Below are 26366 nucleotides of genomic sequence, written 5' to 3' on the forward strand. Positions count from 1 at the left end.
CACGGTGCGCGTCCTGTCCGTCGACCTGGGCACCGCCAATACGGTTGCGGTGCTGTCCGACCACGGTGTGGTGGATGTGGACGGTGGGCCCACGATGCCCTCGTCCGTCTACCTCGACGAGGACGGTTCCCTGCGCGTCGGCAGAGAAGCGGAACGGCGTTCGCGCCAGGACCCGTCGCGCTATGAGCCGAATCCCAAACGCCACATAGACAAGGCGACGATCAAGCTCGGCGAGCAGAACCTGCCGGTCAACGACGCGCTCGCGGCCATCTACGCCCGCGTGCTGGAGGTCGTGACGGTGCTGCTGAAAGGCGAGCACCCCGACGAGATCCGCCTGACGCACCCGGCCGAGTGGGGCCCGAGCAGGCGCAACAAGCTGCTGTCCTCGGCGAGGCTCGCGGGCATGACCGGCGAACTCGTGCCCGTTCCCGAGGCCATCGCGGTGGCCTCGCTCGGCAGCGGCCGTCCGCTCGCCGTCTACGACTTCGGCGCCGACACGTTCGACGTCTCCGTGCTCGACTCCCAGCACCGCATCCTCGCCGACGGCAGCCTCAGTGACGTCGGTGGTCTCGACATCGACCAGGCGCTGCTGGAACACATCGGCCGCACGGTCTCCCACAAGGACCCGGCAGGCTGGCAGCGGCTGATGCGCCCGGTCACGGTGGACGACCACCGCGCCCGCCTCGGCCTGCGCGAGGAACTGCGCCTCGCGAAGGAGGACCTCTCCGAGCTGCCCCAGGTCGAGGTGCTGATGCCGGAGCCGTTCGAGAAGGTCGTCATCACGCGCGCCGAGCTGGAGGCGCTGATCAGGCCGAGCCTGATCCGCAGCACCGAGGTCCTGATCTCCACGGTCCGCAGCGCCGGCGTCACGCCCGAGCACGTCTACCTCGTCGGCGGCTCCTGCCGGATGCCGCTGGTCGCGCAGATCATCGCGGAGAAGGTCGGCATCGTCCCGACCAACCCCGACCACCCGGAGACGATCGTCGCGTCCGGCGCGCAGGTCGTGGACCGGGCGATGATCACGCTCAAGGCCGAGGACGACAAGCCCAAGTCCGTCGAGCCGCCCACGGTCGTCACGGCGCCGGTCAGCCCCGCCGTGAGCGGCCCGCATCCGGTGAATCCGAACGTCAGCGGCCCGAACCCCGTGATCAGCGGCTCGTACCCGAGCGGTTCCTACCCCAGCGGTTCCTACCCCAGCGGTTCCTACCCGAGTGGGTCGTACCCGAGCGGCGCGTACTCGGCGAGCGGCACCTATCAGGTGAACCCGAACGTCAGCGGCAGCTACCCGACGAACTTCCCGCAGCAGCAGGCGCCGAAGAAGGACAGCAAGAAGGTCCTCATCGGTGCCGGCGCGGCGGTCCTCGTGGTGGCGGGCGTGATCGGCGCGGTCTTCGCGTTGTCCGGCCCGAGCCTGCCCAGCGCCGACGACTGCAAGGACGACACCTCGCAGGACGGCCAGGGCTTCACGAAGTGCCTGCGCCAGCTCGCGGGCACCGTGCCGGACGGTGGCGGCTGCGAGAAGGCCGACTCCGCGCAGATCACCGGCATGGAGGAGATCAAGGGCACGGTCGTGAACTGCACGATCCGCGACGGCTACGCGGTGCAGTACATCCTCACCGACAGCGTCACGGGCGCGGAGAACAACGCGTCCTCCATCGCGAAGTCGTTCCAGACCGACCGCGTCGAGGCCGACTGGACCGGCAACGGCCTCGAGGGCGACTACCGCGCGGCCACGTCGAGCGGCACCGGCGTGCTGGTGTTCACCGCCAAGGGCCGTCCCATGTTCGGCATCCTCACCAAGACCGCCGAGGAGAACGCGGACGAGCTCAAGGCGGACGAAATGGCCGATTTCTTCGAGAAGTCCGTGCAACCGGGGGAGTAACCGCCCCTGATGGACCTGTCGGCGAGAGGTCCGGCCGTGTCACGATCGTGATCATGGTGACCGTCGCGCCGCAGGTCGAACGCGTGCAGCGCAAGGTCGTCCGGGTCCTGACCGGCACCCAGATCCTGGGGTCGGCGGCGGTGACGATCGGCCTCGCGTTCAGCACGCTGATCGCCGCGTCGTTGTCCGGATCCGAGGCGGTTGGCGGGCTCGCGCAGACCGCGGCCGTCGCGGGAGCCGCGCTGCTCGCGCTGCCGGCAGCCCGGCTCGCGCAACGCAGCGGGCGTCGTCCCGCGCTCGTCCTCGGCTACGGCATCGGCGGGCTCGGAGCGTTGATCGCCGCCGTCGCCGTGGGCCTCGGGCTGTGGCAGGTGTTGCTGGTGGGCCTCCTCCTGTTCGGAGGGGCGTCCAGCGCGAACTACGCGGCTCGTTACGCCGCAACGGATCTGGCGCATCCGCATCGTCGTGCGCGCGAACTCTCCCGCGTGGTGTGGGCGGCCATGATCGGCGCGATCATCGGCCCGAACCTGGCCGATCCCGCCGGGCGGGCGGCCGGTGCACTGGGGCTCCCGGCGGGCGTCGGGCCGTTCCTGCTGGCGGCCGTGGTGCTCGTGGCCGCGGTGCTGGTGATCCAGTTCGGACTGCGCCCGGACCCGCTGGTCGTCGTGAAGAGCACACGACCGGTTGAATCCGCGGACTGCTGCGCCGGAGGCTCCAGCGGCGAGAGTCCCCGAGGTCTGAAGATCTGGGCGACGCTCGGGCCGATGGCACGACTTGCACTCGTTGGAGTGATGTTGTGCCACACGGCGATGGTCGGGCTGATGTCGATGACGCCGGTGCACATGAACCACGCCGGGTCGTCGTTGCGCGTGGTCGGCGTCGTGATCAGCCTGCACGTCGCCGCGATGTACGCCGCGAGCCCGCTGTTCGGGTGGATGGCGGACCGGATGGGCCGCGTGCCGGTGCTCGCGATCGGCGCGTCGCTGGTGGTGGCGGCGTCCGGGGTCGCGGGAATGGCGCCCTCGCACGACGCTCCGCAACTCGCCGCGGGACTGGCGCTGCTCGGGTTCGGCTGGTCGGCCGGGCTGGTGGCGGGGTCCGCGTTGCTGACTGAGTCCGTGCGGGTCGACGACCGGCCCGCCGCGCAAGGACTGTCCGATCTGATGATGAACGTCGGCGGCGCCATCGGCGGAGCGGTCGCCGGGATCGTCGTGACGGCGTGGTCGTACGCGGCGCTCGGGCTGATCGTCGGTTTCACCGCGCTGCCGCTGCTGGTCGTGTGCCTCTTCGCATCGTTGCGCAGGCCCGTTCGTTAGGGTCTCCCGGTGCGCATCACCATGTTCCGCAAACTCATGGCGGGGGAGTTCGGCCAGGTCAGGGCCGAGATGATCGCCCGTGACCACGTGCTGTCGTCGCTCGGCGGCCGTACCGCCGACGATGCGCTGGAGGCCGGAACCGGGGCCAAGGAAGTCTGGATCGCGGTCTGCGAAGCGTTCGATGTTCCGGGAAATCGCCGCTGAGCAGGCGCCGGGAGTGTCGCGTGTGCTCGAACACGTGTTCGGCTACAGTGGCTCCGACCCCCGGCTTCGCAGAATTGTCAGACCCCGCCAGTAGCGTCAGGTCCAACATGACGAAGCAACGGCAGACGACAAAAGGTGGACCCAAGATGGCACCCGCAGCACCCGACCGGGACAAGGCGCTCGAGCTGGCCCTGGCGCAGATCGACAAGCAGTTCGGCAAGGGCTCCGTGATGCGGCTCGGCGAAGAGGGCCGTGCCCCGATCGCCGTGATCCCGACCGGCGCGATCGCCCTGGACGTGGCGCTCGGCATTGGTGGCCTGCCGCGTGGCCGGGTCGTCGAGATCTACGGTCCGGAGTCGTCGGGTAAGACGACCGTGGCGCTGCACGCCGTGGCGAACGCGCAGAAGGCCGGCGGTATCGCGGCGTTCATCGACGCGGAGCACGCGCTCGACCCCGAGTACGCGAAGAAGCTGGGCGTCGACACCGACGCGCTGCTGGTGTCGCAGCCCGACACCGGTGAGCAGGCGCTCGAGATCGCGGACATGCTGATCCGCTCCGGCGCGCTCGACATCCTGGTCATCGACTCGGTCGCCGCCCTCGTGCCGCGTGCCGAGATCGAGGGCGAGATGGGCGACAACCACGTCGGTCTGCAGGCCCGGTTGATGAGCCAGGCGCTGCGCAAGATCACCGGCGCGCTGAGCTCGTCCGGCACGACCGCGATCTTCATCAACCAGCTGCGCGAGAAGATCGGCGTGATGTTCGGCTCCCCGGAGACCACGACCGGTGGTAAGGCGCTGAAGTTCTACGCCTCCGTGCGTCTGGACGTGCGCCGCATCGAGACCCTGAAGGACGGCGGCGAGCCCGTCGGCAACCGCACCAGGGTCAAGGTCGTGAAGAACAAGGTCGCGCCGCCGTTCAAGCAGGCCGAGTTCGACATCCTCTACGGCAAGGGCATCAGCCGCGAGGGCTCGCTCATCGACATGGGCGTCGACCAGGGCATCCTGCGCAAGTCCGGCGCCTGGTACACCTACGAGGGCGACCAGCTGGGCCAGGGCAAGGAGAACGCCCGCAAGTTCCTGCTGGACAACCCGGACATCGCGAACGAGATCGAGAAGCGGATCAAGGACAAGCTCGGCATCGGCGCCACTCTCGACGCCGACGAGACGGTTCCCGCCGCCCCGGTCGAGTTCTGAGGTCGTGAGGGTTGGACGAGGCTGAAGAGCAGCGCAAAGCGCGGGACATCTGCTATGCGCTGCTCACCGCTCGGGCCCGCTCCCGGCAGGAGCTGCACGACGCCCTGCTGCGCAAGGGGATCAGCGCCGGCGCCGCCGAGGTCGTCCTCGGCAAGTTCGACCGCGCCGGCCTGATCGACGACGCGCAGTTCGCCGAGATGTGGGTGCGTTCCCGGCACACGTACAACGGCCTGGGCCGCCGCGCCCTGGCCATGGAACTGCGCCGCAAGGGCGTGGCGGACGAGGTGGTGGCCGAGGCCGTCGCCGTGGTCGACAGCGAGGCCGAGGAAGAGCGTGCCCGCGAACTGGTCCGTAAACGCCTGCGCACCATGTCCGGCGTGGACGAGACCGCGAAGATCCGCCGGCTCGTGGGTGCGTTGGCGCGCAAGGGTTATGCGGAGGGTCTCGCCTATCGAGTGGTGCGCGACGAGCTGCGTACCGCGGGGGCCGAGGCCTCGGCACTGGACGAGCCCTGGTCGTAGGCCGGGGCCGGTCCCCGTTCGACGTGCCGTAACCGATCACGCCGCTTGGGCGGTTGGCTCCGAGTAGCCTGAAAAGCGTGAGCACTACTCCCGACGCGCCGTCCGCCGTGACCCCCACGGTCTCCGACCTGCTCTGCTTCGACCTCTACACGACGTCGCGAGCGGTCACCGGCTTCTACCGCCCGATCCTCGACAAGGCGGGCATCACCTACCCGCAGTTCCTGGTGATGCTGCTGTTGTGGGAGAAGGACTCGAGGCCGATCCGGGAGCTCGTGCACGAGCTCGACCTGGAGTACAGCACGCTCTCGCCGTTGATCAAGCGGCTCGAGAAGAGCGGTCTGCTGGTGCGCGTCACGCACCCCGACGACGAGCGTTCCGTGCTCGTCCAGCTCACGGACAAGGGCCGTGACCTGCGATGGATCGGCGCCGAAATGTTCAACCAGCTCGGCAAGGCGCTCGGCATGACCCTCGAGGAGATCACCATCCTCCGCAGGGCGTTGAACCGAGTGAGGCACGGCGCCGAGCGTCAGTGAGCTGAAACACATCGCGTGCGAGGTAATCCGTCGGGTAATTTACATCGCGCACGATCTAATTGGGCGCGATGAACCACCTCCCACGGTGGCCGACGAGAGAGTGAGAGACCGATGCGAGTTCGCAAGGTGTTCGCGGTTCTGGGGACGCTCCTGGCGCTGGCCGCCGTTGTTCCGTCCGGTGCCGGTGCGGCGGAGGACACGGAGAAGCAGGGCACCACGAAGCCGACCATCGTGCTGGTGCACGGCGCGTTCGCGGACGCGTCCAGCTGGAACGGTGTCGTGGAACGCCTGCAGCGCAAGGGATTCCCGGTCGTGGCGGTGGCGAACCCGCTCCGGTCCGTCACCGGTGACGCGAACTACCTGCGCCAGGTGCTCGCCTCGATCGAGGGGCCGATCGTCCTCGCCGGACACTCCTACGGCGGCATGGTCCAGTCGGCCGCGGCGCTCGGCAATCCGAACGTGAAGGCGCTCGTCTACGTCGCGGCGTTCGCGCCGGAGAAGGGCGAGAGCGCCCTCGAACTGTCGAACAAGTTCCCCGGCAGCACCCTCGGAGACACGCTGTCCACCATCGACATCGGTGACGGCAGCAAGGATCTGACGATTCAGCAGGACAAGTACTGGCAGCAGTTCGCGGCCGACGTGTCCCGCAGGGACGCGGCGCTGGCGGCGGCGACGCAGCGACCGATCAATGACACCGCGCTGACCGAGAAGGCCGGCGAGCCCGCGTGGCACGCCGTTCCGTCGTACTTCGTGGTGGCGGGCAAGGACAAGAACATCCCGATCGCCGCGCAGAAGTGGATGGCCGAGCGCGCCGACGCCCGTGCGGTCGTCGAGGTCAAGGGAGCCTCGCACTCGGTGGCCGTGTCGCAGCCGGACACCGTGGCCGACCTGATCGTGCGCGCCGCACGGTAGTGAAAGGCCGAGAAAGCCGGGACGCGGGCAGGGGCGTCCCGGCTTTCTCGTGTCCGTGGCCGGCTACGGCTGGGGCTTCGCGATCCGGCAGCCGGGGAGCGTCAGGTCCAGCGTCGTGCGCGGACCGAAGCAGGAGACGAAGCCGAAGGTCTGCTGGCCGTAGTTGGTGCCCCGGCGGACGGTGATCTTGCCGTCGGCGTCGACCTCGCACGGGTTGTTCATCGTGCAGCGGCCGCCGCTCTCGTTGCCGGTGTTGTTGACTCCGACGACCTTGCCGCTCGCGTCGTCGATGATCGGCGAGCCCGACGTGCCGCCGATGGTGTCGCACGACGGCGTGTAACGCAGCGAGTCGTGCCAGGTCCAGCTCGCTTCCTTGACCTGGTGGACGAAACCGTCGAGCTGACACGAGTAGATCTTCGTCCAGTAGCCGGAGACGATCCGGATCTCCGACTTGGCGACGGGCCGCGACGCCGACAGTTCGAGCGCGCGGCCACCGTGCTGCTGCTGGATCTGCTGGTACGTCTTGTCGAGCTGGTAGAGCGCGGCGTCGGTGCCGGTCATCGTCGCGTAGACGAGCTTGGTGCTGTGCAGCGTCGCGATCTCCGCGCCGGATCCGCCGAGCAGCTTGAAGGTGCGATCCACCGGCTGACCGACGAGCACCTGGCCCGGCTTCATGAGCTCGACGCAGTGCCCGTTGGTGAGCACGAGCGCCTTGTCCGCCGGCGCCGAACCGGGCAGGCGGACGACCGAGCCGGAGCAGTTGTTGAGCTTCACCGTGCCGGTGAAGTCGACGGAGGCCTGCGCGGGTGCCGTTGTCACGCCGAGTGCGGCGATCGCTGCCAGCAGGGTTCCGGCGAATCGTCGAGCCATGTACGGATCGTAGTCGCTTAGCTACCTTCGGAAGTCGGCCGACTGGCCGGTCGTAACTCGATCGGGTGGCGCTGATGGTTGGGGCTAACGGGTGAACCGGACCGATCGACGTCGTGGTCACACATCGCAACCGCCAGGAGCCGTGATGACCTTTCCGACGCCGCCCGTCTACGCCCAGCCTCCGGTCGCACCGCCGAAGCCCGCAAAGTTCGGTGCGCTCGCTTGGACAGCGGTGATCCTCGGGATCGTCGGCGTCGTCTGTTCGTGGGTCATCTTCCTGAACATCCTCACCGCCATCGCGGCGTCAGTCGGGATCGTGCTCGGCGTCATCGCGTTGTTCGGCACCCGCAGGATTCTGGCGATCATCGGCGTCGTCCTGTGCGTCGCAGCCATTACCTTCACCGTGATGGCGACGCAGGCCGCGGTCAAGATCCTCGAGGGCAGTACCAACCAAGGACAGGTCGTCGATGCCGGGCAGACCCCGAAACAGGAGGCGCTCGCCCAGAATCCGACCTGGGGCAAGCGGTACTCGTGGGCGAACGGCCTTTCGGTCGACGTCGCCGCGCCGACCGCGTGCACACCCGGTCAGTACTCGGTACCGCAGAGCATCGCCCGTGCGGTGAGGTTCGAGATCACCATCACCAACGGGACGAGCGCCGCGTTCGAGACCGCGTTGATGTCGATCGGCACCGACGCGCAGTTCAACGGGCAGAAGGCCGAGATGGTGTTCGACTCCAGTGGCGGCTGCGACAGCACGTTCGACTCGGCGACCGTCCTGCCGGGCAAGACCTACACCTTCCACGTCGCGTACTCGGTCGGTGCGCAGCCCGGTGAGATGCAGCTCGTGTTCGAGCCGACCTTCAACTCCGACAAGGCGGCGTTCGTCGGCCAGGCGTAAACCGTTCGCTCGCGAGCGAACGGACGGGATACAAATCGGGGCATGTTGCGCAAGTACCCGCGAACGCCCCACCTAGAGGGCTCGCGCCTGCAACCAGGCGACGAGGACCTCGACCAGGTGCCGTTCCGCGCGATCGCGGGGCGGCACCTCGTCGTCGAGGAGAAGCTCGACGGTGCCAACGCGGGCATCAGCTTCGACTCCGGCGGTGTGCTGAAACTCCAGTCACGCGGCCATTTCCTGGCGGGCGGGCCGAGGGAACGCCAGTTCGCGCCGTTGAAGGCGTGGGCCGCGACGCACCAGGGCGTGCTGTGGGAAAGGCTCGGCACGCGGTTCGTGCTCTACGGGGAATGGTTGTACGCCAAGCACACCGTGTTCTACGACGCGCTGCCGCACCACTTCTGCGAGTTCGACCTGCTCGACCGCACGACCGGAGAGTTCCTGTCCACACTGGAACGCCGTCGCCTGCTCTCGGGCACGCCGGTGGTGTCCGTACCGGTGCTGCACGAAGGGCCGTTGCGCCGCTTGAAGGACCTGACGGCGTTGCTCGGCCCGTCCACGTGCCGCACTCTTCGGTGGCGCGACGAGCTGGTCGACGCGGCGCGGGCGGCGGGGCAGAACCCGGAAGTCGTTGTCGCGGAGACGGATTCGGACGACGACATGGAAGGCCTCTACATCAAGGTGGAGGAGGACGGGCGCACCGTCGAGCGCTACAAGTGGGTGCGGCCGACGTTCCACACCGCCGTGCTGGACTCGGGCAGCCACTGGCAGGACCGCCCGATCCTGCCGAACCAGGTGGTGGCCCGTGTTTGAGCAACTCTGCCCGACTGGTCCAGAGTGGACTCTCGACTGGGACGCCGTGCGCTCGGCGTTCCCGTGGGTGCGCGCACTCGAAGGCGTGCCGCAGGACCCTGTGCACCACGCAGAGGGTGACGTCGCCACGCACACCCGGATGGCGTGCGAGGCCCTGGTGTCGCTGCCCGAATGGCGGTCGCGTCCCGAGGCGGATCGAGTGCGCCTGTTCGCGACAGTGCTGCTGCACGACGCCGCGAAGCCGTTCCACACGCAGATCGCCGACGGCCGAGTCACCGCCCACGGCCACTCCCGCGCCGGAGACCTGCTGGCGCGCAAGCTGTTGTGGGAGATGGGACGCCCGATCGCCTGGCGAGAGTACGTCGCCGCGCTGGTGCGCCACCACCAGGTACCGTTCTGGGCGCTGGAACGCCCCGACCTCGACCGCATCGCGTTCCGGGTGAGCCTGCTCGCGCGCAACGACGACCTGGCGACGCTCGCCCGCGCCGACATCCTCGGCCGGATCTGCGGCGACGCGGACTCGGTGCTGGAGAACATCGCGCTGTTCGAGGAGTACTGCCGCGAACGCGACTGCCTGGACCGGCCGCGTGCCTTCCCGTCCGACCACGCCCGGTTCCAGTACTTCCGCACGCCCGGCCGGGACCCCGGCTACGCCGCTTACGACGACACGCGTGTCGAGGTGACGGTGCTATCCGGCCTGCCGGGCGTCGGTAAGGACCACTGGATCGCCGCCCACCGGCCGGGCTGGCCGGTGGTGAGCCTCGACGCGGTGCGCTCAAGACTGGGCATCGCGCCCGACGGCGACCAGCGCGCCGTCGCCGCCGCCGCGTTCGAGGAAGCCCGAACACTGTTGCGGGCGGGGGAGCGGTTCGTCTGGAACGCGACCAACATCTCCCAGCAACTGCGCGAGCGCTGCATCGGACTCGCTGCCGACTACCGCGCCCGCATCACCCTGGTCGGACTCGAAGCGCCGAAGAACGTGATCCACGCTCGCAACCGCGCCCGCCCGGAGCCTGTGCCGGCCGCCGTGATCGACCGGCTCGTCGGCAAGTGGGAGGCGGTGGACCTCACCGAGGCGCATGTCGTCGAACGGGTGGACACCGCACTGCCCTCAACCCGTTCTTGACTCAAGATCCATATATCAGTTCAGCCGGCCTTGAGCAGGCCCGCGATCAGCGCCGTGGTTCCTGCGTCATCTGACGCAAGCCGCGGCGTGCTCGCGCGTTCGCCTTCGTTATGTCAACCCGACATCGTGCTGACCAGCGGTTTAGCAATGACTCTTTTGACGACGTCGTCAAAAGAGTCATTGCCAAGGGGCCAGGAACTCGCCCGGCGGGCTGCGGAGGGCCCGTCGGGCGCTGATATATCGGTTGGCGAGGGCGGCAGCCGATATGTCGGTGGGCAAGGGTCAGCGGCGGTGTTCTCCGTGGTGGCCGACTGCGCGGACCAGCCAGAGGGTGCCCGCGCCGGCGACCACCAGGACGGCGATGCCGGTGAGGAAGCCGATGCTCGTGGACGAGTCGTCGGGTTGCGGTGGAGGGCTGCTGTTGGACTTTTGCTGGGTGAGAGCCGGGATGTCGGTCATCTGCAGCGAGTTCGCCTTCACGAGGCCGGTGCTCTCCAGCAGGAGCATGTGCTTGAGCAGGATGGTCAGGGCGGTCTGGGCGGCGATGCGCGCGGGGACGTTCTTGGTCGTCGCGCGGGCGTGGGCGACCTGGCTGACGAGCGAGCCGTCGGCCGCGCGTGACAGGTTCGCGTACATGCTGTCGAGTTCCTCGCCCGAGCTGGACGAGATGGCGTTCGCCCACGACTTCTGTTCCGTCGTCGGTTCGGAGGGCAGGTCCACGCCGATCTGGCGGGCGGCCTCCGTGACCGCCTGAGCCAGCTGGGTGTGCTCGGCGGCGAGCTGGCCCGCGACCTTGCGGACCTTCGCTTCGCGGGCTCGGTTGGAGCTTTCTCGGCTGGCCGGTTTCTGCCACAGCGAATGCTGGGTGAGCAGTACGAGCAATTCCCGGTCCGACGGTTCGATGTTCTGGCCGATGACGCGGACCGCGTTCACCTGTGCCTTGGCTGTCACCAGTTCGAACGCGGACGGGTCGGCCTTGCCGGTGTTCTCCAGGACCGTCATTGTACGAATCAGCATTTGCGAGGCCTGGTGCGCGAGCGTTCGAATTGTGGTGTTCTGCGTTGTCGCTCGCGTTTGCACGGCCATTACGAGAAGCCCGCCCTGTGCCTGCCGGACGATCGTCGCGTAGGCGCGGTCGTGGTTGTCCCCGGTGCGTCCTGCCATCTCATCGATGAGTGACTGGTGTTCACTGCTGACGTCGTTCGGCAGGACCACTCCCAGTCCTTCGGCGGATTTCAGCAGATCGATGTCGAGTCGTGAATGCCCTTCGAATACGTCCCGTCCGGCATTGCTTGTGCCGACGTCCGTGGAACGTGCGGGAGCTTCTTTGCTCACCGGCACCAACCAAGAGTTTGCTTGCCTCAGAGAAACCATGAACGAACGGTCTGACGGTTGTACTTCTGTCGATTGCGCATTAGCCGGGACGGCTCCGATGAAAGCCCCCAGAAATACGACAGACAGGATGGTGAACAGCGCTACGTGCTGTCCCAGCGTGTCCAATCGGTGACGCATAGTGCCCGTTCCCTCCCGCGATCGAGCTGCCTTCGAAGGTGATACGCGCAGGTAGGGTCGGGGTTCACCGGGCATGCCCAGATGTGTATGTGACGTGGATCACACAACAATTCGCGAACCATTTGGTCCTGATTTACGTACCCGAGAGGTTTTCGTGTTCGCGATGTAGGATCTGGGCGATTCCGTGCTCGGCCACCGAGTCGCTAGGACTGCCGCCCGAAGCGAACCTGTCGCCGATACCTGGGGAGGTTGTCAGCTTCGTGGTTGATCAGGGCAAGGTCGCACAAGCCCACCAGGACGAAGAATTGCTCACGTTGCTCTACGGGCAGTTCCAGCGGATGTTGTTCTCGCAGGTCCTGTGCCTGACCAACTACGACCGCCAGTGGACGGAAGATGTGGTCCAGGAGACGTTGATCAGGGCTTGGCAGAACTCCGCGCATCTCGTTCGCGAGCCGGGTATGTTGCGCGGCTGGCTTTGTACTGTGGCTCGTCGCATTGTGATCGACGGATGGCGGAGCCGTCAGGCGCGCCCGCAGGAAGTTGAATTGCTGCGTCCGGACATCGCTGAATCCCCGGACGACACGGAACAGACACTTTCAGTAATGGTCATTACTGAGGTAGTACGCCAATTGAGTGATGAACACCGTTCGGCGATCTACGAAACGTATGTCATGGGGCGAACGGTGAGGGAGGCCGCGATCGTTCTGGGTGTCCCGGAAGGAACCGTCAAGTCCCGGTTGTACAAGGCGATGCACACGATCCGCCGGGCGCTGCAGGACAGGAGCTAGTGATGGTGACCCATCAACCACATCACGAGCACGCGGGAGCAGGAGCAGACCAAGATCAGGACGACGAAAACCGCACGAGCCCGGAAGGGCCGTGCGGTGATGTGGCGGCGTATGTGCTGGGCGTGCTCGACCCGGCGCAGCACGTCAGCTTCTCCCGGCACCTAGCCGGGTGTGAGACCTGCCGGCTTGATGCGGCCGACTTCGGCGTGTTCGTTCCGGTGTTGCGGCCGGTGTTGACCGAAAGTCCACCCGGCATGCGCGAGCCGTGCGCTGTCGCCCGCAGCATCCTGCTGGTGGCGGCGGGCGTCGTCGTCGCCATCGCCGCGGTGCTGTCGGTTGTGGACTCGCTGGCCTCGCACGCCGACAACCCCGTCGACGTCGGCACTCTCACGCGCGCGGAACCTGTCCACGCCGAGAGGTTTCCGCTGGTGGGACCCTTGTGAATCCTGGCGGGAACCGATGAGCAGACAGGCGAGGCGGAACCACCCGCGCACCAGCCTGGCGAAGATCATCGCGCTGTACCCGCTCACCACTGCGAACAGCTCACAGTTCCGTTGGTCGTTACCTGTGGGTAAGTTTGCCCGACGGCGAAGCGCAGGTCTCTACGGTCGGCACCGAAGGAACACCGAAACCTTCGACCTGCGGTCCTCTCGGTACCGAAGGCAGGGGTGAACAGAGGTGACATCTCCACTACTCGGCCGGGACTCGGAACTCGCGACTCTCGGACGTTTGCTGGACGACGCGGTCCAGGGAACTGGCTCGTGCGTCGTCGTCACCGGTGGGTTCGGCATCGGCAAGACGGCGGTCCTCGACGCGCTCGCCGCCGACGCCCGCCAACGCGGGTTCACCGTTCGCCTGGCCAAGAGCGCCCGCCTGGAGAGCCACCTCCCCGGCGCGGTGGTGCGGCAGCTCGCACCGTGTCTCGCGAACGAGCACGACCTGGAAGAGCTGTACGCGCGCGCCGCGAACTCCGCACGCAAGTCGCCGATCCTGATGGTCATCGACGACGTGCATGTCGCCGACACCTTCTCCAAGCGCGCGCTCGCGTACCTGCGGCCACGGCTGCAGGAGATGCCGGTCGTCATCGCGCTCGGCGCGTCCCAGGGCTACCTCGCCACGGACGAGGTCACGCTGCCCGAGATCGCCGGCGCCCACCCGAACCGCCTCGACCTCGCCGGCCTCGACGTCACCGCCGTCGAAAGCCTCACCGAGAAGTTCCCGGGCCGGGACGCGAAGCGCTGCCACGAGCTCACCGGCGGCAACCCCTATCTGCTACAAGCGTTGCTACGCGAGGAAGGCGAGGGTTCGGCCGCGGTCGGCGAGATGATCGGCATGCGGCTGCGCGAGTACACCGGCGCCGCCGAGGTCGCCCGGTCCGCGGCGGTCCTGGACGGTGACGCCGGCCTCGAACTGCTCTCCGCGCTCACCGGTTTCGACGCGCTGCCCGCCGTCGACATGCTCGTCCGCCTGGGCGTGCTCGCGGACACCGACCCGCTGACGTTCCGGTATCCCTTCGTGCGCAACAGCATCCTCGCCGACATGCCGATCGCGGTCCGTTCCGCCGCGCACTCCCGCGCCGCCTGGCTGCTGTTCGAGTCGGACGCTCCGGACGAGCGCGTCGCCGAGCACGTGCTGAAGGCCAGGTCCGTGCGCTTACCGTGGTCCGTCGACCTGCTGCGCGAGGTCGGCGGCGTCGAGCACCTGGAACGGGCGCTCGAAGAGCACCTGTCCGACGAGGACCGTTTGGCGATCGAGGTCGAACTCGGACACACGGAACACCTGCAGGACAACGCACTGGGCCGCGACCGGGTCCGTGACGCGCTGGTGCGGTGCGAGGATCCGAACCTCGCCGCGAACGTCGCGCTGGCGTTGATCCAGCGCATGTGCACGGGTTCGGACGCTCACTTCGCCGTCTCTCTCGCGATCATGGTCGTCGCCCGGTTGCTGCCGGAGGACCGCGACAAGGTCTGGAACCTCGTCTGCACCACCTATCTCCTGGCCGCCAACCGCGACGCGCGCATGGCCAACTGCGCGGGCAAGTACTTCGAGGACCTTGTCGGTGACATCCCGCAGGCCCCGAACCTCAAACGCGCCCGGTCGGCACTGCTCGCGGTCGGCAACGCGCGCAGCGGCGACTCGTACACCGAGGCCGTCGAGTACGCGCTGGAGGCACTCGAAGGTGAGTGGATCGACGTCTTCGGCGCGTCCTACATCTTCACGTTCCTCGTGCCGGTGCTCGGCGACAATCCCGAGCACATCAACAAGTTCTGGCTCTCGCACAGCACCGCGCCGGTCTCGCACGACCCGCACCTGCGCCGCGGGATGCTCAGCATGATCGCCCGCGCCTGCGCCTTCCACAACAGCGGAGACCTGGCGCGCGCGTACACGTTCCTGACGCCGCCGGTCTCGACGGGCAACAGGGAGTGCCCGGCCGTCGTGCTCGCGACCGCAAAGCTCGCCGAGGTCTGCATCGAGATGGGCCAGTTCGACGAGGCGGCCCCGCTCGTCGCGGAAGACGGCAACCTGTTGCAACACATCAACATCGTCTACGCCCGCGGCCGGCTCAAGCTCGCGTCGTGCCACGCGGAGGGTGCGCTGGAGGACCTGCTGGAAGCGGGCCGCCGGCTCACCGCACGCGAGATGCCCAACCCCGCGCTCATCGCGTGGCGGCATCACGCCGTGCGCGCATACCTGGCGCTGGGCAACCGTGACGATGCTGCCCGGCTCGCGCACGAGGAACTCGACCTGGCCAAGCGGTGGGGGTCGACGAGGGTGATCGGCACGGCGTTGATGAGCGTCGGCATGAGCACCGACGACATCGACATCCTCACCGAGGCCGAACAACTTTTCGCCTCGTCACCGCACCGCCTGCTGCACGCCCAGTCGTTGTACTGGCTCGGCCACCATCTGCGCCGCAAGGGCCGGGCCGACGAGGCCGCGGACCGCCTGCGGAGGTCGTTCGAACTGGCCCGCCAGCTGAGCGCGCACCCGCTGGCCAAACTCGCGGGCAACGAGGTCCGCGACGAGGACGACCAGGTGCAGGGCCTGACCAAGCAGGAGAACCGGGTCGCGCGGATGGCGGCGCAGGGCCTGACGAACCGGCAGATCGCCGAAGACCTGCACCTCACCCGGCGCACGGTGGAACTGCACCTGTCGAGCGCCTACCGCAAGCTCGGCATCACGGGACGAGCTGAGCTCGTCGCCGCTTTGTGGTCCTGACGGCGACCAGCAGGCCCGTGTGCCGGTCTTGTGATTGAGCCGAACTTCCGGTCCGTGATCTGGGTTATCCGAGTTGTGAAGCCTCGCGCGCAAGGGCCTCGATGCGGTCCCAGTCGCCCTGCACGAGCGCGTCCTTGGGAGCCAGCCACGAGCCGCCGACGCAACCGACGTTCGGCAGCGCGAGGTAGTTCGGCGCGGTCTGCGGGGTGATGCCGCCGGTCGGGCAGAACCGCACGTGCGGGACCGGACCGCCGATCGACTTCAGGTAGTCGACCCCGCCCGCCGCCTCGGCCGGGAAGAACTTCAGCGCGGTCAGCCCGCGCTCGGCCAGCCGCAGCACCTCGGACACCGTCGCCGCGCCCGGCAGGTACGGCAGCCCGGTCGCGTCCGCCGCGTCGAGCACCCGGTCGGTCGTGCCGGGAGTGACGAGGAACGCCGCGCCGGCCTTCGCCGCCTGCTCCGCGTGCTCCGGTGCCGTGACGGTGCCCGCGCCGATCACGATCTCCGGGACTTCGCGCGCGACGTTCTCGATCGCGGCCAGCGCGGCAGGGGTGCGCAGCGTGAGCTCGATGACGCGAACGCCACCGCGCAGCAGTGCCTGAGCGAGCGGCACCGCGTGGTCGGCGTCGTCGACCACGACGACGGGGATGACGGGCGACAGACCGAGGAGGTCCGCGCCGGTGGTCACCCGAAGATTGTCACCGTTGGTCACTGCTGCTCTCCTTGCCGAACTGGGCCGAATCTGGGGCCGGGTGTGGAACTGAAACCGATATATCGCATATCAGTCTGCCTGTCGTCCCTTGCGGACTGCCCTCACGCCCGCCGTCCTTACACCTGCTGCTCCTAGCCGGATGCAAAAAACGTTTGCGGACGAAGTCAAAAGACTCATTGCAATGGCATCCGGGCAGGTGGCAGGGCGGTTGCGGACGGGCTGGGCGGTGAGGTCGGCGCGGTCTGCGGACGAGTTGGCGGGCTGGGTTTGGCCGGGCTTCGCCGCGCCTTTGCAATGGGTCTTTTGACGACGAAGTCCAAAGAGTCATTGCTAAGGCGCAGGTCAGCTGTGGTGTTAGGGCCAATATATTGGTGGTGCGGGAGTGGGACGGCTAGTGGTGGGTGACCGGGGCGAAGTGGTCGGCGGTGATCGGGCCGAACACCGTCGCACCGCGGTCGGCCGGTCCGACGCTACGGCGCAGGGCGGCGAAGAGTTCGCGGCCCGTGCCCATCCACTCGCGGCTGGTCGGCGGGAAGTCCACCAGCGGGCGGGTCGCCAGCTCCTCCGCGGGCACCCGGACCTCCAGGGTTCCGGCGGTGGCGTCCAGACGCACGACGTCGCCGTCGCGGACCCGGCCGAGCGGACCGCCGACCGCGGCTTCCGGGGTCAGCTGGATGGCGGCCGGGATCTTGCCCGAGGCGCCGGACATGCGGCCGTCGGTCACTAGGGCGACCTTGTAGCCGCGGTCCATCAGGACGCCGAGCGGTGGGGTGAGCTTGTGGAGTTCGGGCATGCCGTTGGCCTGGGGGCCCTGCTGGCGGACCACCACGACGACGTCGCGGTCCAGTTCGCCCGCCTTGAAGGCCTCCTGGAACGCCTCCTGCGTGGTGAAGACGCGGGCCGGGGCCTCGACGACGTGGTTCTCCGTCGCCACGGCCGAGACCTTGATGACGGCGCGGCCCAGGTTGCCGGCGAGCATGCGCAGGCCGCCGTCCGAGGCGAACGGGTCGGAGGCCGGGCGCAGGACCTCTAGGTCCAGGGAGCGGCCGGGGCCGTCGACCCAGATCAGTTCGCCGTCGGCCAGCATCGGCTCCTGGCGGTAGCGGTCCAGGCCGTGGCCGGCGACGGTGTTGACGTCGGCGTGCAGGAGGCCGGAGTCCAGCAGCGTGCCCACGACGAACTGGACGCCGCCCGCCGCCTGGAAGTGGTTGATGTCGGCGCCGCCGTTCGGGTAGACCCGCGCGATCAGCGGCACCACCGAGGACAGGTCGGAAAAGTCGTCCCAGCTCAGCTCGATGCCCGCGGCGGCCGCGATGGCGACCAGGTGCATCGTGTGGTTCGTCGAGCCGCCGGTCGCCAACAGGGCGACGACGCCGTTGATCACGGCCTTCTCGTCGACGACGTGTGCGATCGGGGTGTAGCCCTCGCCCTTGGCCATCTCGACGGCGCGGCGGCCCGCGTGCTCGGTCAGGGCGCGGCGGAGCGTTGTGCCGGGCGGTACGAACGAGGCGCCCGGCAGGTGCAGGCCCATGACCTCGACGACCATCTGGTTCGAGTTCGCGGTGCCGTAGAACGTGCAGGTGCCGGGGGAGTGGTACGAGGCGGCCTCGGCCTCCAGCAAGTCTTCGCGGGACGCCTTGCCCTCCGCGTACAGCTGCCGGACGCGGGCCTTCTCCTTGTTCGACAGGCCGGACGACATGGGGCCCGCGGGCACCAGGATCGACGGCAGGTGCCCGAACGACAGCGCGCCGATCAGCAGGCCCGGCACGATCTTGTCGCACACGCCGAGCAGCACCGCGGCGTCGAACATCTCGTGCGACAGGGCCACGCCGGTCGACATCGCGATGACGTCGCGGCTGAACAGCGACAGCTCCATGCCCTCGCGGCCCTGGGTGATGCCGTCGCACATCGCGGGTACGCCGCCCGCGAACTGGGACACGCCGCCGACAGAGCGGACCGCGTCCTTGATCCAGGACGGGTACTCCTGGAACGGCTGGTGGGCCGACAGCATGTCGTTGTAGGACGACACGATCGCGACGTTGGACTTGCGCAGTGCGCGCAGCGCGGCCTTGTCGCCGCCGGTGATTCCGGCGAAGCCGTGCGCGAGGTTGCTGCAGGCGAAGCCGGACCGGGACGTTCCGTCCTGCGCGGCGGCGGCCACGCGCTCGAGGTACGCACGGCGTGAATCGGCGCTTCGGGCGGCGATCCGGCGTGTCACCTCTGTCAGAACAGGATGCAGTTCGGTCATGGGGATCTCCGGGGTCATCACGGGCCGTGGTGGGGCCCTTACGAGACGACAACGGTGGCGTCCCACAGACGGGCGTGACGCCACACACAGTAAGTCATGGCTGGTCGCGGACACAAAAACGATTCAGTAGATGGGAGGCGACCAGTTTCGAATCTTGGCGTGTGGTGCTTGTCACATGGCTTGAGATTGGGCAGAGTGCGGGGCACGACCTTGAACGGAGGTGTCCCATGAACTCCACGGAGATCGTCGAGCTGCGCCGGGTCATCGGCCAGATGCGGCATGCCGTCAGCAACCTGCGCACCAGGTACGGCGACGTGGCAGCCGTGCAACGCCTGGCCAACGACGTGGAACGCATGGACATCGACGCCACCGAACTCGTCGACCTGAGCACCCCGAGGCAGCGCGAAGCGCCTCAAGTGGAACGCGAGGTCGTGGTCGTGCCAGACACGCCTTACGACGAGTCGCTCTGGAAGGACGCGGACGACGAAGGACTCGGTGGGTACCGGAACCGGACCTGACCCAGTCCCTACTTACGGCCCTCGCAGACCGCGGGGGCCGTTACGCGTTTCCTCCACAACGACGTGGACCCCCAGAAAGGTGAGTAATGGCGAGGGCAGAGATCGCCGCCAGGACTCTGCGCACGGACCGATGGTGGTTGCCGCCGCTGACGACATTCGTCGGCTTGCTGCTCATCTCGATCTACGCGGCGTTCCGCACGTTCCAGGGGGACTACTACTGGGTCGACCAGTACCACTACCTCACACCGATGTACTCGCCGTGTCTCACCGAGGAGTGCGTCCCCGCGGCCTCGCACTTCGGTCAGTGGTTCCCGGCGCTGCCAGGCTTCCTGACCCCGCCGCTGCTGATCATCCCGTTCCTGCTGGGATTCCGCATCACCTGCTACTACTACCGCAAGGCTTACTACCGCGCTGCCTGGGCGTCGCCGCCCGCGTGCGCGGTGGCCGAGCCGCACAGCAAGTACACCGGTGAGACCAGGTTCCCGCTGATCGCGCAGAACCTGCACCGCTACTTCTTCTACGCGGCGTCGCTCCTGTTGCTGATCAACATCTACGACGCGGTCCTCGCGTTCGGCACCGGCGTCGGCCTGGGCAACATCATCCTGCTGGCCAACGTGAGCCTGCTGGCCGCGTACACGCTGTCGTGCCACTCGTGCCGGCACATCGCGGGCGGGCGGCTCAAGCACTTCTCCAAGCACCCGGTCCGGTACTGGATGTGGACGCAGATCTCGAAGCTGAACAACCGGCACATGCAACTCGCCTGGGCCTCGCTGATCTTCGTCTGCCTGACGGACCTGTACGTCGCGCTGGTCGCCTCGGGAACGATCTCCGACCTCCGCTTCATCAACTAAGGAGTGGTTTTGCCCGAGCTGGAAAGGCATTCGTTCGACGTTCTCGTGATCGGCGCGGGTGGTGCCGGTCTGCGAGCCGCGATCGAGGCCCGTGAGCACGGCCTGCGCACCGCCGTCCTCTGCAAGTCGTTGTTCGGCAAGGCCCACACCGTCATGGCCGAGGGCGGTATCGCCGCCGCCATGGGCAACGCCAACGAGAGCGACAACTGGCAGGTCCACTTCCGCGACACCATGCGCGGCGGCAAGTTCCTCAACAACTGGCGCATGGCCGAACTGCACGCCCAGGAAGCGCCGCAACGGGTCTGGGAACTGGAGACCTACGGCGCGCTGTTCGACCGCACCAAGGACGGCCGGATCTCGCAGCGCAACTTCGGTGGCCACGAGTACCCGCGGCTCGCGCACGTCGGCGACCGCACCGGCCTCGAACTGATCCGCACGCTGCAGCAGAAGATCGTGTCGTTGCAGCAGGACGACTTCAAGGAGTTCGGCGACTACGAGGAACGCCTGCGGGTGTTCCAGGAGTTCACCGTCACCGAGCTCGTCAAGGACGGCGAAAGGATCTCCGGCGCGTTCGGCTACTGGCGCGAGTCCGGCCGGTTCGTGCTGTTCGAGGCACCGGCGGTGATCCTCGCGACCGGCGGCATCGGCAAGTCGTTCAAGGTCACCTCGAACTCCTGGGAGTACACCGGCGACGGCCACGCGCTCGCGATGCGCGCCGGTGCCTCGCTGATCAACATGGAGTTCATCCAGTTCCACCCCACCGGGATGGTCTGGCCGCCGTCCGTCAAGGGCATCCTCGTCACCGAGTCCGTCCGCGGTGACGGTGGCGTGCTGCGGAACTCCGACGGCAAGCGGTTCATGTTCGACTACATCCCCGAGGTGTTCAAGGACAAGTACGCCGACAACGAGGAAGAAGCCGACCGCTGGTACACCGACCAGGCGAACAACCGTCGCCCACCGGAACTGCTGCCGCGTGACGAGGTCGCCCGCGCGATCAACTCGGAGGTCAAGGCAGGGCGCGGATCGCCACACGGTGGCGTCTTCCTCGACGTGTCGACGCGTCTGCCCGCCGAGGAGATCCGCCGCCGGCTGCCGTCCATGCACCACCAGTTCAAGGAACTGGCCGATGTGGACATCACCGCGCAGCCGATGGAGGTCGGCCCGACCTGTCACTACGTGATGGGCGGCGTCGAGGTGGAGCCCGACACCGGATCCTCTTCGGTACCAGGGCTCTTCGCGGCCGGTGAGGTCTCCGGCGGCATGCACGGTTCGAACCGGCTGGGCGGCAACTCGTTGTCGGACCTGCTCGTCTTCGGGCGCAGGGCCGGTGCGGGTGCCGCGGAGTACGTGCGGGCGATGGCCGAACGCCCTGTCGTGGCGGAGGACATCGTCACCGAGGCGCGGGCCACGGCACTCAAGCCCTTCCAGCAGGAAGGCGGCGAGAACCCGTACACCCTGCACATGGAACTGCAGCAGTCCATGAACGACCTCGTCGGCATCATCCGGAAAGCCGGTGAGATGGAAGAGGCGTTGCAGCGGCTGGAGAAGCTCAAGGAACGCTCGCAGGCGCTGACCGTCGAGGGCCACCAGCAGTTCAACCCCGGCTGGCACCTCGCCCTCGACCTGCGCAACATGCTGCTGGTGTCGGAGTGCGTGGCGAAGGCGGCGTTGCTGCGCACCGAGTCCCGCGGCGGTCACACCCGCGACGACCACCCGTCGATGGACGCCGAGTGGCGCCGGAAGCTGTTGGTGTGCAAAGCCGACGGTGACGGGGCAGAAGTGACGGAGAAGCCGCAGATCCCGATCCGGCACGACCTGCTGGACCTGTTCGACCGCAGCGAGCTGGAGAAGTACCTCACCGCCGAGGAGTTGGCATGAGCTACCAGGGGAAGTTCCGGGTGTGGCGCGGCGACGACTCCGGCGGTGGGCTGGAGGACTTCACCGTCGAGGTCAACGAGGGTGAGGTCGTCCTCGACATCATCCACCGGCTGCAGGCCACGCAGACGCCGGACCTCGCGGTGCGGTGGAACTGCAAGGCGGGCAAGTGCGGCTCGTGCTCGGCGGAGATCAACGGCCGGCCGCGGCTGCTCTGCATGACCCGGATGTCGATCTTCGACGAGTCGGAGACGATCACGGTCACGCCGATGCGGACGTTCCCGATCATCCGCGACCTCGTGACCGACGTGTCCTTCAACTACACCAAGGCACGCGAGGTCCCGTCGTTCACGCCGCCGAAGGACCTGGCACCGGGCGAGTACCGGATGCAGCAGGTCGACGTCGAGCGCTCGCAGGAGTTCCGCAAGTGCATCGAGTGCTTCCTGTGTCAGAACACCTGCCACGTGGTGCGTGACCACGAGGAGAACAAGGAGGCGTTCTCGGGGCCGCGGTTCCTCATGCGGGTCGCCGAACTGGAGATGCACCCGCTCGACACCGCGGACCGCGTCGACCAGGCGCAGGACGACCACGGGCTCGGTCTCTGCAACATCACCAAATGCTGCAGCGAGGTGTGTCCCGAGCACATCCACATCACCGACAACGCGCTCATCCCCATGAAGGAGCGCGTCGCCGACCGCAAGTACGACCCGATCGTCTGGCTCGGCAACAAGCTGTTCAAGCGGTCCTAGCGACGGCCTGCGGTATGACCAGCCCGGACTCGTAGGCCATCACCACAGCCTGCGCCCGGCTGGTCAGCCGCAGTTTCGTCATCACGCGGTTGAGGTGCGTCTTCACCGTGCCCTCCGTGACCGTCAGCCTGGCCGCGATCGCCGTGTTCGTCAGCCCGGTGCCGACCAGCCGCAGCACCTCGCGCTCGCGGTCCGTCAGCTCGTCCAGACCCGCCGAACTCCGCGGCGACACAGCCGAATCGCCCCTCAGGTACGCCGCCACGAGCCTGCGCATCACCGTGGGACCGAACTGCATCTCGCCCGAGGCGACGGCGGTGATGGCGGCGATCAGGCGCGCCGGCTCCGACTCCTTCAGCACGAACCCTGCCGCGCCCAGCCGCAACGCCTCGTGGACGTACTCGTCCAGGTCGAAGGTGGTCAGCACCAGCACCCGCGCGGACGCCGCGACGCGTTTGAGCGCGGCCAGCCCCGGCAGGCGGATATCGAGCAGGATCACGTCCGGTCTCGACGACTCGGCCAGTGCGGACGCGGTGACACCGTCCCCTGCCTCGCCGACGACGGTCAGATCAGCTGAAGCGTTCAGCAACGCGACCAGGCCGGCCCTGAACAACGGCTGGTCGTCCACTACAAGCACGCGCGTCACAATGCCCCTCACTCATGTGACGTCACCGCGGTAGATCCCCCACCACGAGCGTACCGCGAAAGTTGACGGGAGATCCACTCTTCGTGAGACGCCCCGGTTCCGTTCGCGCCGATACGTTCCGGACCATGCGCACCGCATCCGCCGACCTGCACGCCGTCCGCACGATCACCGTCGACGGCTCGGACGTCTACCTCCGGGTCACGGCCAGTCCGGTCGACCTGCGGATCCGGTGGTTCCGTGACGGCGACCACCGGGTGGCGGGCAGCCCCGTGCTGTTCCCGGCGGGTGACCGCTCGCGCCGGCTGCTCGGCACGAACTTCCGTGCCGGCACCACGTTCTGCCTCGACGTCGTAGGGGAAGCGAGGCAGGACTGGCGCGGTGTCGTCGACTGGAACGTCTGACCTTCCGAAGGTCTTCGGAAACAGCGAACGGGGCGCGTCCGATGTGGACACGCCCCGTTCCGCTGGTGCTCCGTCAGCCGGAGGCCGAGGCGTCCATCAGGACGGGCTTCTCCGCCTCGGGGTTGTCGGTCTTGATGACCTTCTTGCTGCGGCGGTTGCGCTTCTCCAGGTACGTCGCGAGCCACGTCAGCAACAGGCACAGTCCGATGTAGACCAGGGCGACCACGATCATCACCGAGATCATCGGGCGGCCGAAGTTGACCGCGTCACCACCGATGCGCGTACCCCACCGCAGCAGCTCCTCGAAGGTGATGAGGAAGCCGAGCGCGGTGTCCTTCAGCAGCACGACGAGCTGGCTGATGATGGTCGGCAGCATGGCCCGCAACGCCTGCGGCAGCAGCACGAACGTCATCACCTGCGTCTTGCGCATGCCCAGCGCGTACGCGGCCTCGCTCTGGCCCTTCGGCAGCGAGTTGATGCCCGCGCGGAAGATCTCCGCGAGCACCGAGCCGTTGTACAGCATCAGGCTGATCACGACGGCCGTGAACGCGCTCAGCTTCACCCCGACCACGGGAAGGCCGTAGTAGAAGAAGAACATCATGATGACGAGCGGGATCGCGCGGAAGATCTCGACGATCACCGCCGCGGGAGCGCGCACCCACGCGTGGTCGGACAGTCGCGCCGCCGCGAAGATCGCGCCGAACACCAGTGCCAGCACCGCGCCGACGGCGAACGCGCTGAGCGTGTTGCCGATCGCCTCGACCAGCGAGAGCTGGATCTGCTTGTAGTTGATCCAGTCGAGCCTGCGGGCGGTGAACTGGTCGGTGACGATGAACCGCATCACCACGTACACCAGCGCCGCGATCACCGCCGCGATGCCGATGACGGCCATGATCTTGTGACGGACGCGGGCCTTCGGACCCGGGACGTCGAACAGCACCATGCTCATCGGGCCACGCTCCACCGCTTCTCGAAGACCTGCTGGACGTACGTCAGGGGCATCACCAGGATGACGAACCCGAGTGCGACCCACAGGAGTCCGATGAGGACGTTGTCACCCTGATCCGCCAGCTGCTCGCGGATGTTGCCCGCCTGCACGACGGCGAAGCCGGATGCGACCGTCGTGTTCTTCAGCAGCGCGATCATGGTGCTCGTCATCGGCGGCACGACCGAGCGCAACGCCTGCGGCAGCACCACGTTGCCGAGCATCTGCGTGAACGTGAGACCCAGCGCGCGGGAGGCCTCGGCCTGCCCGACCGGCACCGTGTTGATGCCCGATCGCACGACCTCGCAGACGAATGCCGCCGTGTAGAGCGACAGCGACACCACCGCGGCGGTGTACGGCTCGATCCTCATGATGTCCAGCAACGGGTACGCGAACACGAAGAACACGAAGACCAGCGTCAGGGGCGTGTTGCGCACGACCGTCACGTACGCCGTGCCGACGCCGCGGAACACCGGCACCGGGCTGACCCTCAGCGCCGCGAGGAGCGTGCCCAGCACCAGCGACAGCACCGCGGAGACCGCGAAGAGCTGGAGCGTCTGGCCGAAAGCGCGCAGGAAGAGATCTAGGTTGTTGGTGAGGACGCTCATCGGTTTCCTTGCCGTCCGTCCGCCTTCAAAGGAACGGCCGGCGGACCCACGTGGGATCCACCGGCCACGTGAGGAACCGTCAGTACCTGTCGATCTTCGGCTTCTCGGCGGACGAGCCGGACTTGCCCAGCGTGCCGTCGTAGATCTTCTGCCACGCGCCGTCGTCCAGCGAGGTCTGCAGGATGTCGTTCACCTTGTCGCGCAGGGCCTTGTCGTCCTTCGGCAGGCCGATGCCGTACGGCTCGCTGGAGAACGTCTTGCCGACGACCTTCAGCTTGCCCTCCTCGGCGGCGGCGTAGCCCTTGAGGATCGCGTCGTCGGTGGTGACCGCGTCGACCTCACCGTTGAGCAGCTTGGTGACGCACTGCGAGTAGCCCTGGAACTCGAGGACGTTGCCCGGCTCGGTCAGGCCCTGCTCCTTGATGAGCTTGGCCGGCGTGGAGCCGGTCACCGAGCACACCTTCTTGCCCTTGAGGGTGTCCTTGCCGGTGATCGAGGTGTCGTCGGCCTTGATCAGGAGGTCCTGGCCGGCGACGAAGTACGGTCCGGCGAACGAGACCTTCTCCTTGCGGCCGGCGTTGATCGTGTAGGTGCCGACGTAGTAGTCGACGTCACCGTTGATCAGCGCCTGCTCGCGGGCGGCGGACTGGATCGTCTTGAACTGGATCTGCGTCTCCGGGTCGAAGCCCAGCTTCGCGGCGATCAGGCGAGCGATGTCGATGTCGAAACCGCTGTACTTGTTCGTCGTCGGGTCCTTGTAGCCCAGACCCGGCTGGTCTTCCTTGACGCCGACGACGAGCGAGCCGCGGGCCTTGATCTTCTCGAACGAGGGCGAGCCCTCGACCTTGACGTCCTTGGCGACCTCGAAGAGGCCGGCGGGCGCCGGCTGGTCGGTCGGGCTGCCCTCCTTGCCACACGCGGTCAGGGCCAGTGCGCCCGTCAGCAGCACCGCCGCAAGGGTGCGAACCCTCATCGTCCTTCTCCTGCCATTC

At 67.6% G+C, this 26366-nt stretch carries 26 protein-coding genes; 18 read left to right on the top strand and 8 right to left on the bottom strand.

Annotation, left to right across the window (positions count from 1 at the left end):
- The first annotated feature begins 4 nt into the window (after positions 1–4).
- The 7 genes from IG04_RS0101495 to IG04_RS0101525 all read left to right on the top strand — a co-directional run bounded on the left by IG04_RS0101495 (position 5) and on the right by IG04_RS0101525 (position 6561).
- Positions 5–1882 carry an Hsp70 family protein gene (locus tag IG04_RS0101495; protein ID WP_030474658.1) on the top strand — a complete coding sequence of 626 codons (1878 nt, stop codon included), beginning with the start codon at positions 5–7 and terminating at the stop codon, positions 1880–1882.
- Positions 1883–1935: 53 nt separating this feature from the next.
- A complete protein-coding gene (locus tag IG04_RS0101500) occupies positions 1936–3198 on the top strand; it encodes an MFS transporter (RefSeq protein ID WP_030474659.1) in 1263 nt (420 codons plus the stop codon).
- Between the two features lie 9 nt (positions 3199–3207).
- Positions 3208–3402, top strand: a complete 195-nt coding sequence (locus IG04_RS0101505; RefSeq protein WP_030474660.1) for a DUF3046 domain-containing protein — start codon at positions 3208–3210, stop codon at positions 3400–3402.
- 146 nt (positions 3403–3548) lie between these two features.
- Positions 3549–4595, top strand: coding sequence for a recombinase RecA (gene recA / locus IG04_RS0101510; protein WP_030474661.1), 1047 nt, complete (start codon positions 3549–3551; stop codon positions 4593–4595).
- Positions 4596–4606: 11 nt separating this feature from the next.
- Positions 4607–5116: a regulatory protein RecX gene (locus IG04_RS0101515; protein ID WP_030474662.1), complete on the top strand. Its 510-nt coding sequence runs from the start codon at positions 4607–4609 to the stop codon at positions 5114–5116.
- Between the two features lie 77 nt (positions 5117–5193).
- A complete protein-coding gene (locus tag IG04_RS0101520) occupies positions 5194–5649 on the top strand; it encodes a MarR family winged helix-turn-helix transcriptional regulator (protein WP_173849999.1) in 456 nt (151 codons plus the stop codon).
- Between the two features lie 111 nt (positions 5650–5760).
- On the top strand, positions 5761–6561 hold the full coding sequence (locus IG04_RS0101525; protein WP_030474664.1) for an alpha/beta fold hydrolase: 801 nt from the start codon (positions 5761–5763) through the stop codon (positions 6559–6561).
- Between the two features lie 63 nt (positions 6562–6624).
- On the opposite strand, the gene IG04_RS0101530 is transcribed toward IG04_RS0101525, so the two are convergent.
- Complete coding sequence (locus IG04_RS0101530; protein WP_030474665.1) at positions 6625–7431, bottom strand: S1 family peptidase; 807 nt, start codon at positions 7429–7431, stop codon at positions 6625–6627.
- A 145-nt stretch (positions 7432–7576) separates the two neighbouring features.
- Here IG04_RS0101530 and IG04_RS43640 point away from each other — a divergent pair, with 145 nt between their 5' ends.
- The 3 genes from IG04_RS43640 to IG04_RS0101545 are packed head-to-tail and all read left to right on the top strand — an operon-like array spanning position 7577 to position 10265.
- Positions 7577–8329 carry a hypothetical protein gene (locus IG04_RS43640; RefSeq protein WP_030474666.1) on the top strand — a complete coding sequence of 251 codons (753 nt, stop codon included), beginning with the start codon at positions 7577–7579 and terminating at the stop codon, positions 8327–8329.
- Positions 8330–8371: 42 nt separating this feature from the next.
- Positions 8372–9139, top strand: a complete 768-nt coding sequence (locus tag IG04_RS0101540) for an RNA ligase family protein (protein ID WP_030474667.1) — start codon at positions 8372–8374, stop codon at positions 9137–9139.
- The gene (locus IG04_RS0101545; protein WP_030474668.1) at positions 9132–10265 is read left to right on the top strand and encodes an AAA family ATPase; all 1134 of its coding nucleotides are present in this window, start codon (positions 9132–9134) and stop codon (positions 10263–10265) included. The genes IG04_RS0101540 and IG04_RS0101545 overlap by 8 nt, the downstream gene beginning before the upstream one ends.
- Before the next feature lie 282 nt (positions 10266–10547).
- Here the strand turns inward: IG04_RS0101545 and IG04_RS43645 are convergent, their stop codons facing one another.
- On the bottom strand, positions 10548–11765 hold the full coding sequence (locus IG04_RS43645; protein ID WP_159460486.1) for a DUF4142 domain-containing protein: 1218 nt from the start codon (positions 11763–11765) through the stop codon (positions 10548–10550).
- A 272-nt stretch (positions 11766–12037) separates the two neighbouring features.
- Here IG04_RS43645 and IG04_RS0101555 point away from each other — a divergent pair, with 272 nt between their 5' ends.
- The 3 genes from IG04_RS0101555 to IG04_RS0101565 all read left to right on the top strand — a co-directional run bounded on the left by IG04_RS0101555 (position 12038) and on the right by IG04_RS0101565 (position 15784).
- Positions 12038–12565: a sigma-70 family RNA polymerase sigma factor gene (locus tag IG04_RS0101555; protein WP_030474670.1), complete on the top strand. Its 528-nt coding sequence runs from the start codon at positions 12038–12040 to the stop codon at positions 12563–12565.
- A gap of 2 nt (positions 12566–12567) precedes the next feature.
- Positions 12568–13008 carry a zf-HC2 domain-containing protein gene (locus IG04_RS0101560; protein ID WP_084401727.1) on the top strand — a complete coding sequence of 147 codons (441 nt, stop codon included), beginning with the start codon at positions 12568–12570 and terminating at the stop codon, positions 13006–13008.
- A 235-nt stretch (positions 13009–13243) separates the two neighbouring features.
- Positions 13244–15784 carry a helix-turn-helix transcriptional regulator gene (locus tag IG04_RS0101565; protein WP_051768639.1) on the top strand — a complete coding sequence of 847 codons (2541 nt, stop codon included), beginning with the start codon at positions 13244–13246 and terminating at the stop codon, positions 15782–15784.
- A gap of 64 nt (positions 15785–15848) precedes the next feature.
- Here the strand turns inward: IG04_RS0101565 and eda are convergent, their stop codons facing one another.
- Together eda and edd are read right to left on the bottom strand one after the other, a co-directional pair.
- Complete coding sequence (eda, locus tag IG04_RS0101570) at positions 15849–16472, bottom strand: bifunctional 4-hydroxy-2-oxoglutarate aldolase/2-dehydro-3-deoxy-phosphogluconate aldolase (protein WP_030474673.1); 624 nt, start codon at positions 16470–16472, stop codon at positions 15849–15851.
- Positions 16473–16887: 415 nt separating this feature from the next.
- Positions 16888–18744 carry a phosphogluconate dehydratase gene (edd, locus tag IG04_RS0101575; protein WP_030474674.1) on the bottom strand — a complete coding sequence of 619 codons (1857 nt, stop codon included), beginning with the start codon at positions 18742–18744 and terminating at the stop codon, positions 16888–16890.
- A 227-nt stretch (positions 18745–18971) separates the two neighbouring features.
- Between edd and IG04_RS0101580 the strand changes: the two genes are divergently transcribed.
- From IG04_RS0101580 to IG04_RS0101595, 4 genes are all read left to right on the top strand, one after another.
- Positions 18972–19262, top strand: a complete 291-nt coding sequence (locus IG04_RS0101580; RefSeq protein WP_030474675.1) for a hypothetical protein — start codon at positions 18972–18974, stop codon at positions 19260–19262.
- An 86-nt stretch (positions 19263–19348) separates the two neighbouring features.
- Positions 19349–20113, top strand: coding sequence for a hypothetical protein (locus tag IG04_RS0101585; RefSeq protein WP_030474676.1), 765 nt, complete (start codon positions 19349–19351; stop codon positions 20111–20113).
- Between the two features lie 9 nt (positions 20114–20122).
- Positions 20123–21991: a fumarate reductase/succinate dehydrogenase flavoprotein subunit gene (locus IG04_RS0101590; RefSeq protein WP_030474677.1), complete on the top strand. Its 1869-nt coding sequence runs from the start codon at positions 20123–20125 to the stop codon at positions 21989–21991.
- Complete coding sequence (locus tag IG04_RS0101595) at positions 21988–22737, top strand: succinate dehydrogenase/fumarate reductase iron-sulfur subunit (RefSeq protein ID WP_030474678.1); 750 nt, start codon at positions 21988–21990, stop codon at positions 22735–22737. Before IG04_RS0101590 ends, IG04_RS0101595 begins: the two co-directional genes overlap by 4 nt.
- Here IG04_RS0101595 and IG04_RS0101600 read toward each other — a convergent pair.
- A complete protein-coding gene (locus tag IG04_RS0101600) occupies positions 22724–23380 on the bottom strand; it encodes a response regulator (protein WP_030474679.1) in 657 nt (218 codons plus the stop codon). The genes IG04_RS0101595 and IG04_RS0101600 overlap by 14 nt on opposite strands.
- A gap of 125 nt (positions 23381–23505) precedes the next feature.
- On the opposite strand from IG04_RS0101600, the gene IG04_RS0101605 reads away from it, so the two are divergent.
- Positions 23506–23781 (top strand): hypothetical protein, encoded by a 276-nt coding sequence (locus tag IG04_RS0101605; protein ID WP_030474680.1) that lies wholly within the window; start codon positions 23506–23508, stop codon positions 23779–23781.
- Between the two features lie 73 nt (positions 23782–23854).
- Here IG04_RS0101605 and IG04_RS0101610 read toward each other — a convergent pair whose 3' ends face one another.
- From IG04_RS0101610 to IG04_RS0101620, 3 genes are all read right to left on the bottom strand, one after another.
- Positions 23855–24730 carry an amino acid ABC transporter permease gene (locus IG04_RS0101610; protein ID WP_030474681.1) on the bottom strand — a complete coding sequence of 292 codons (876 nt, stop codon included), beginning with the start codon at positions 24728–24730 and terminating at the stop codon, positions 23855–23857.
- The gene (locus IG04_RS0101615; protein ID WP_030474682.1) at positions 24727–25374 is read right to left on the bottom strand and encodes an amino acid ABC transporter permease; all 648 of its coding nucleotides are present in this window, start codon (positions 25372–25374) and stop codon (positions 24727–24729) included. Before IG04_RS0101615 ends, IG04_RS0101610 begins: the two co-directional genes overlap by 4 nt.
- A 79-nt stretch (positions 25375–25453) precedes the next feature.
- Positions 25454–26347 carry a glutamate ABC transporter substrate-binding protein gene (locus tag IG04_RS0101620; protein ID WP_030474683.1) on the bottom strand — a complete coding sequence of 298 codons (894 nt, stop codon included), beginning with the start codon at positions 26345–26347 and terminating at the stop codon, positions 25454–25456.
- Positions 26348–26366 lie beyond the last annotated feature (19 nt).

Source organism: Lentzea albidocapillata, from assembly GCF_000719115.1.
Lineage (GTDB): Bacteria > Actinomycetota > Actinomycetes > Mycobacteriales > Pseudonocardiaceae > Lentzea > Lentzea albidocapillata.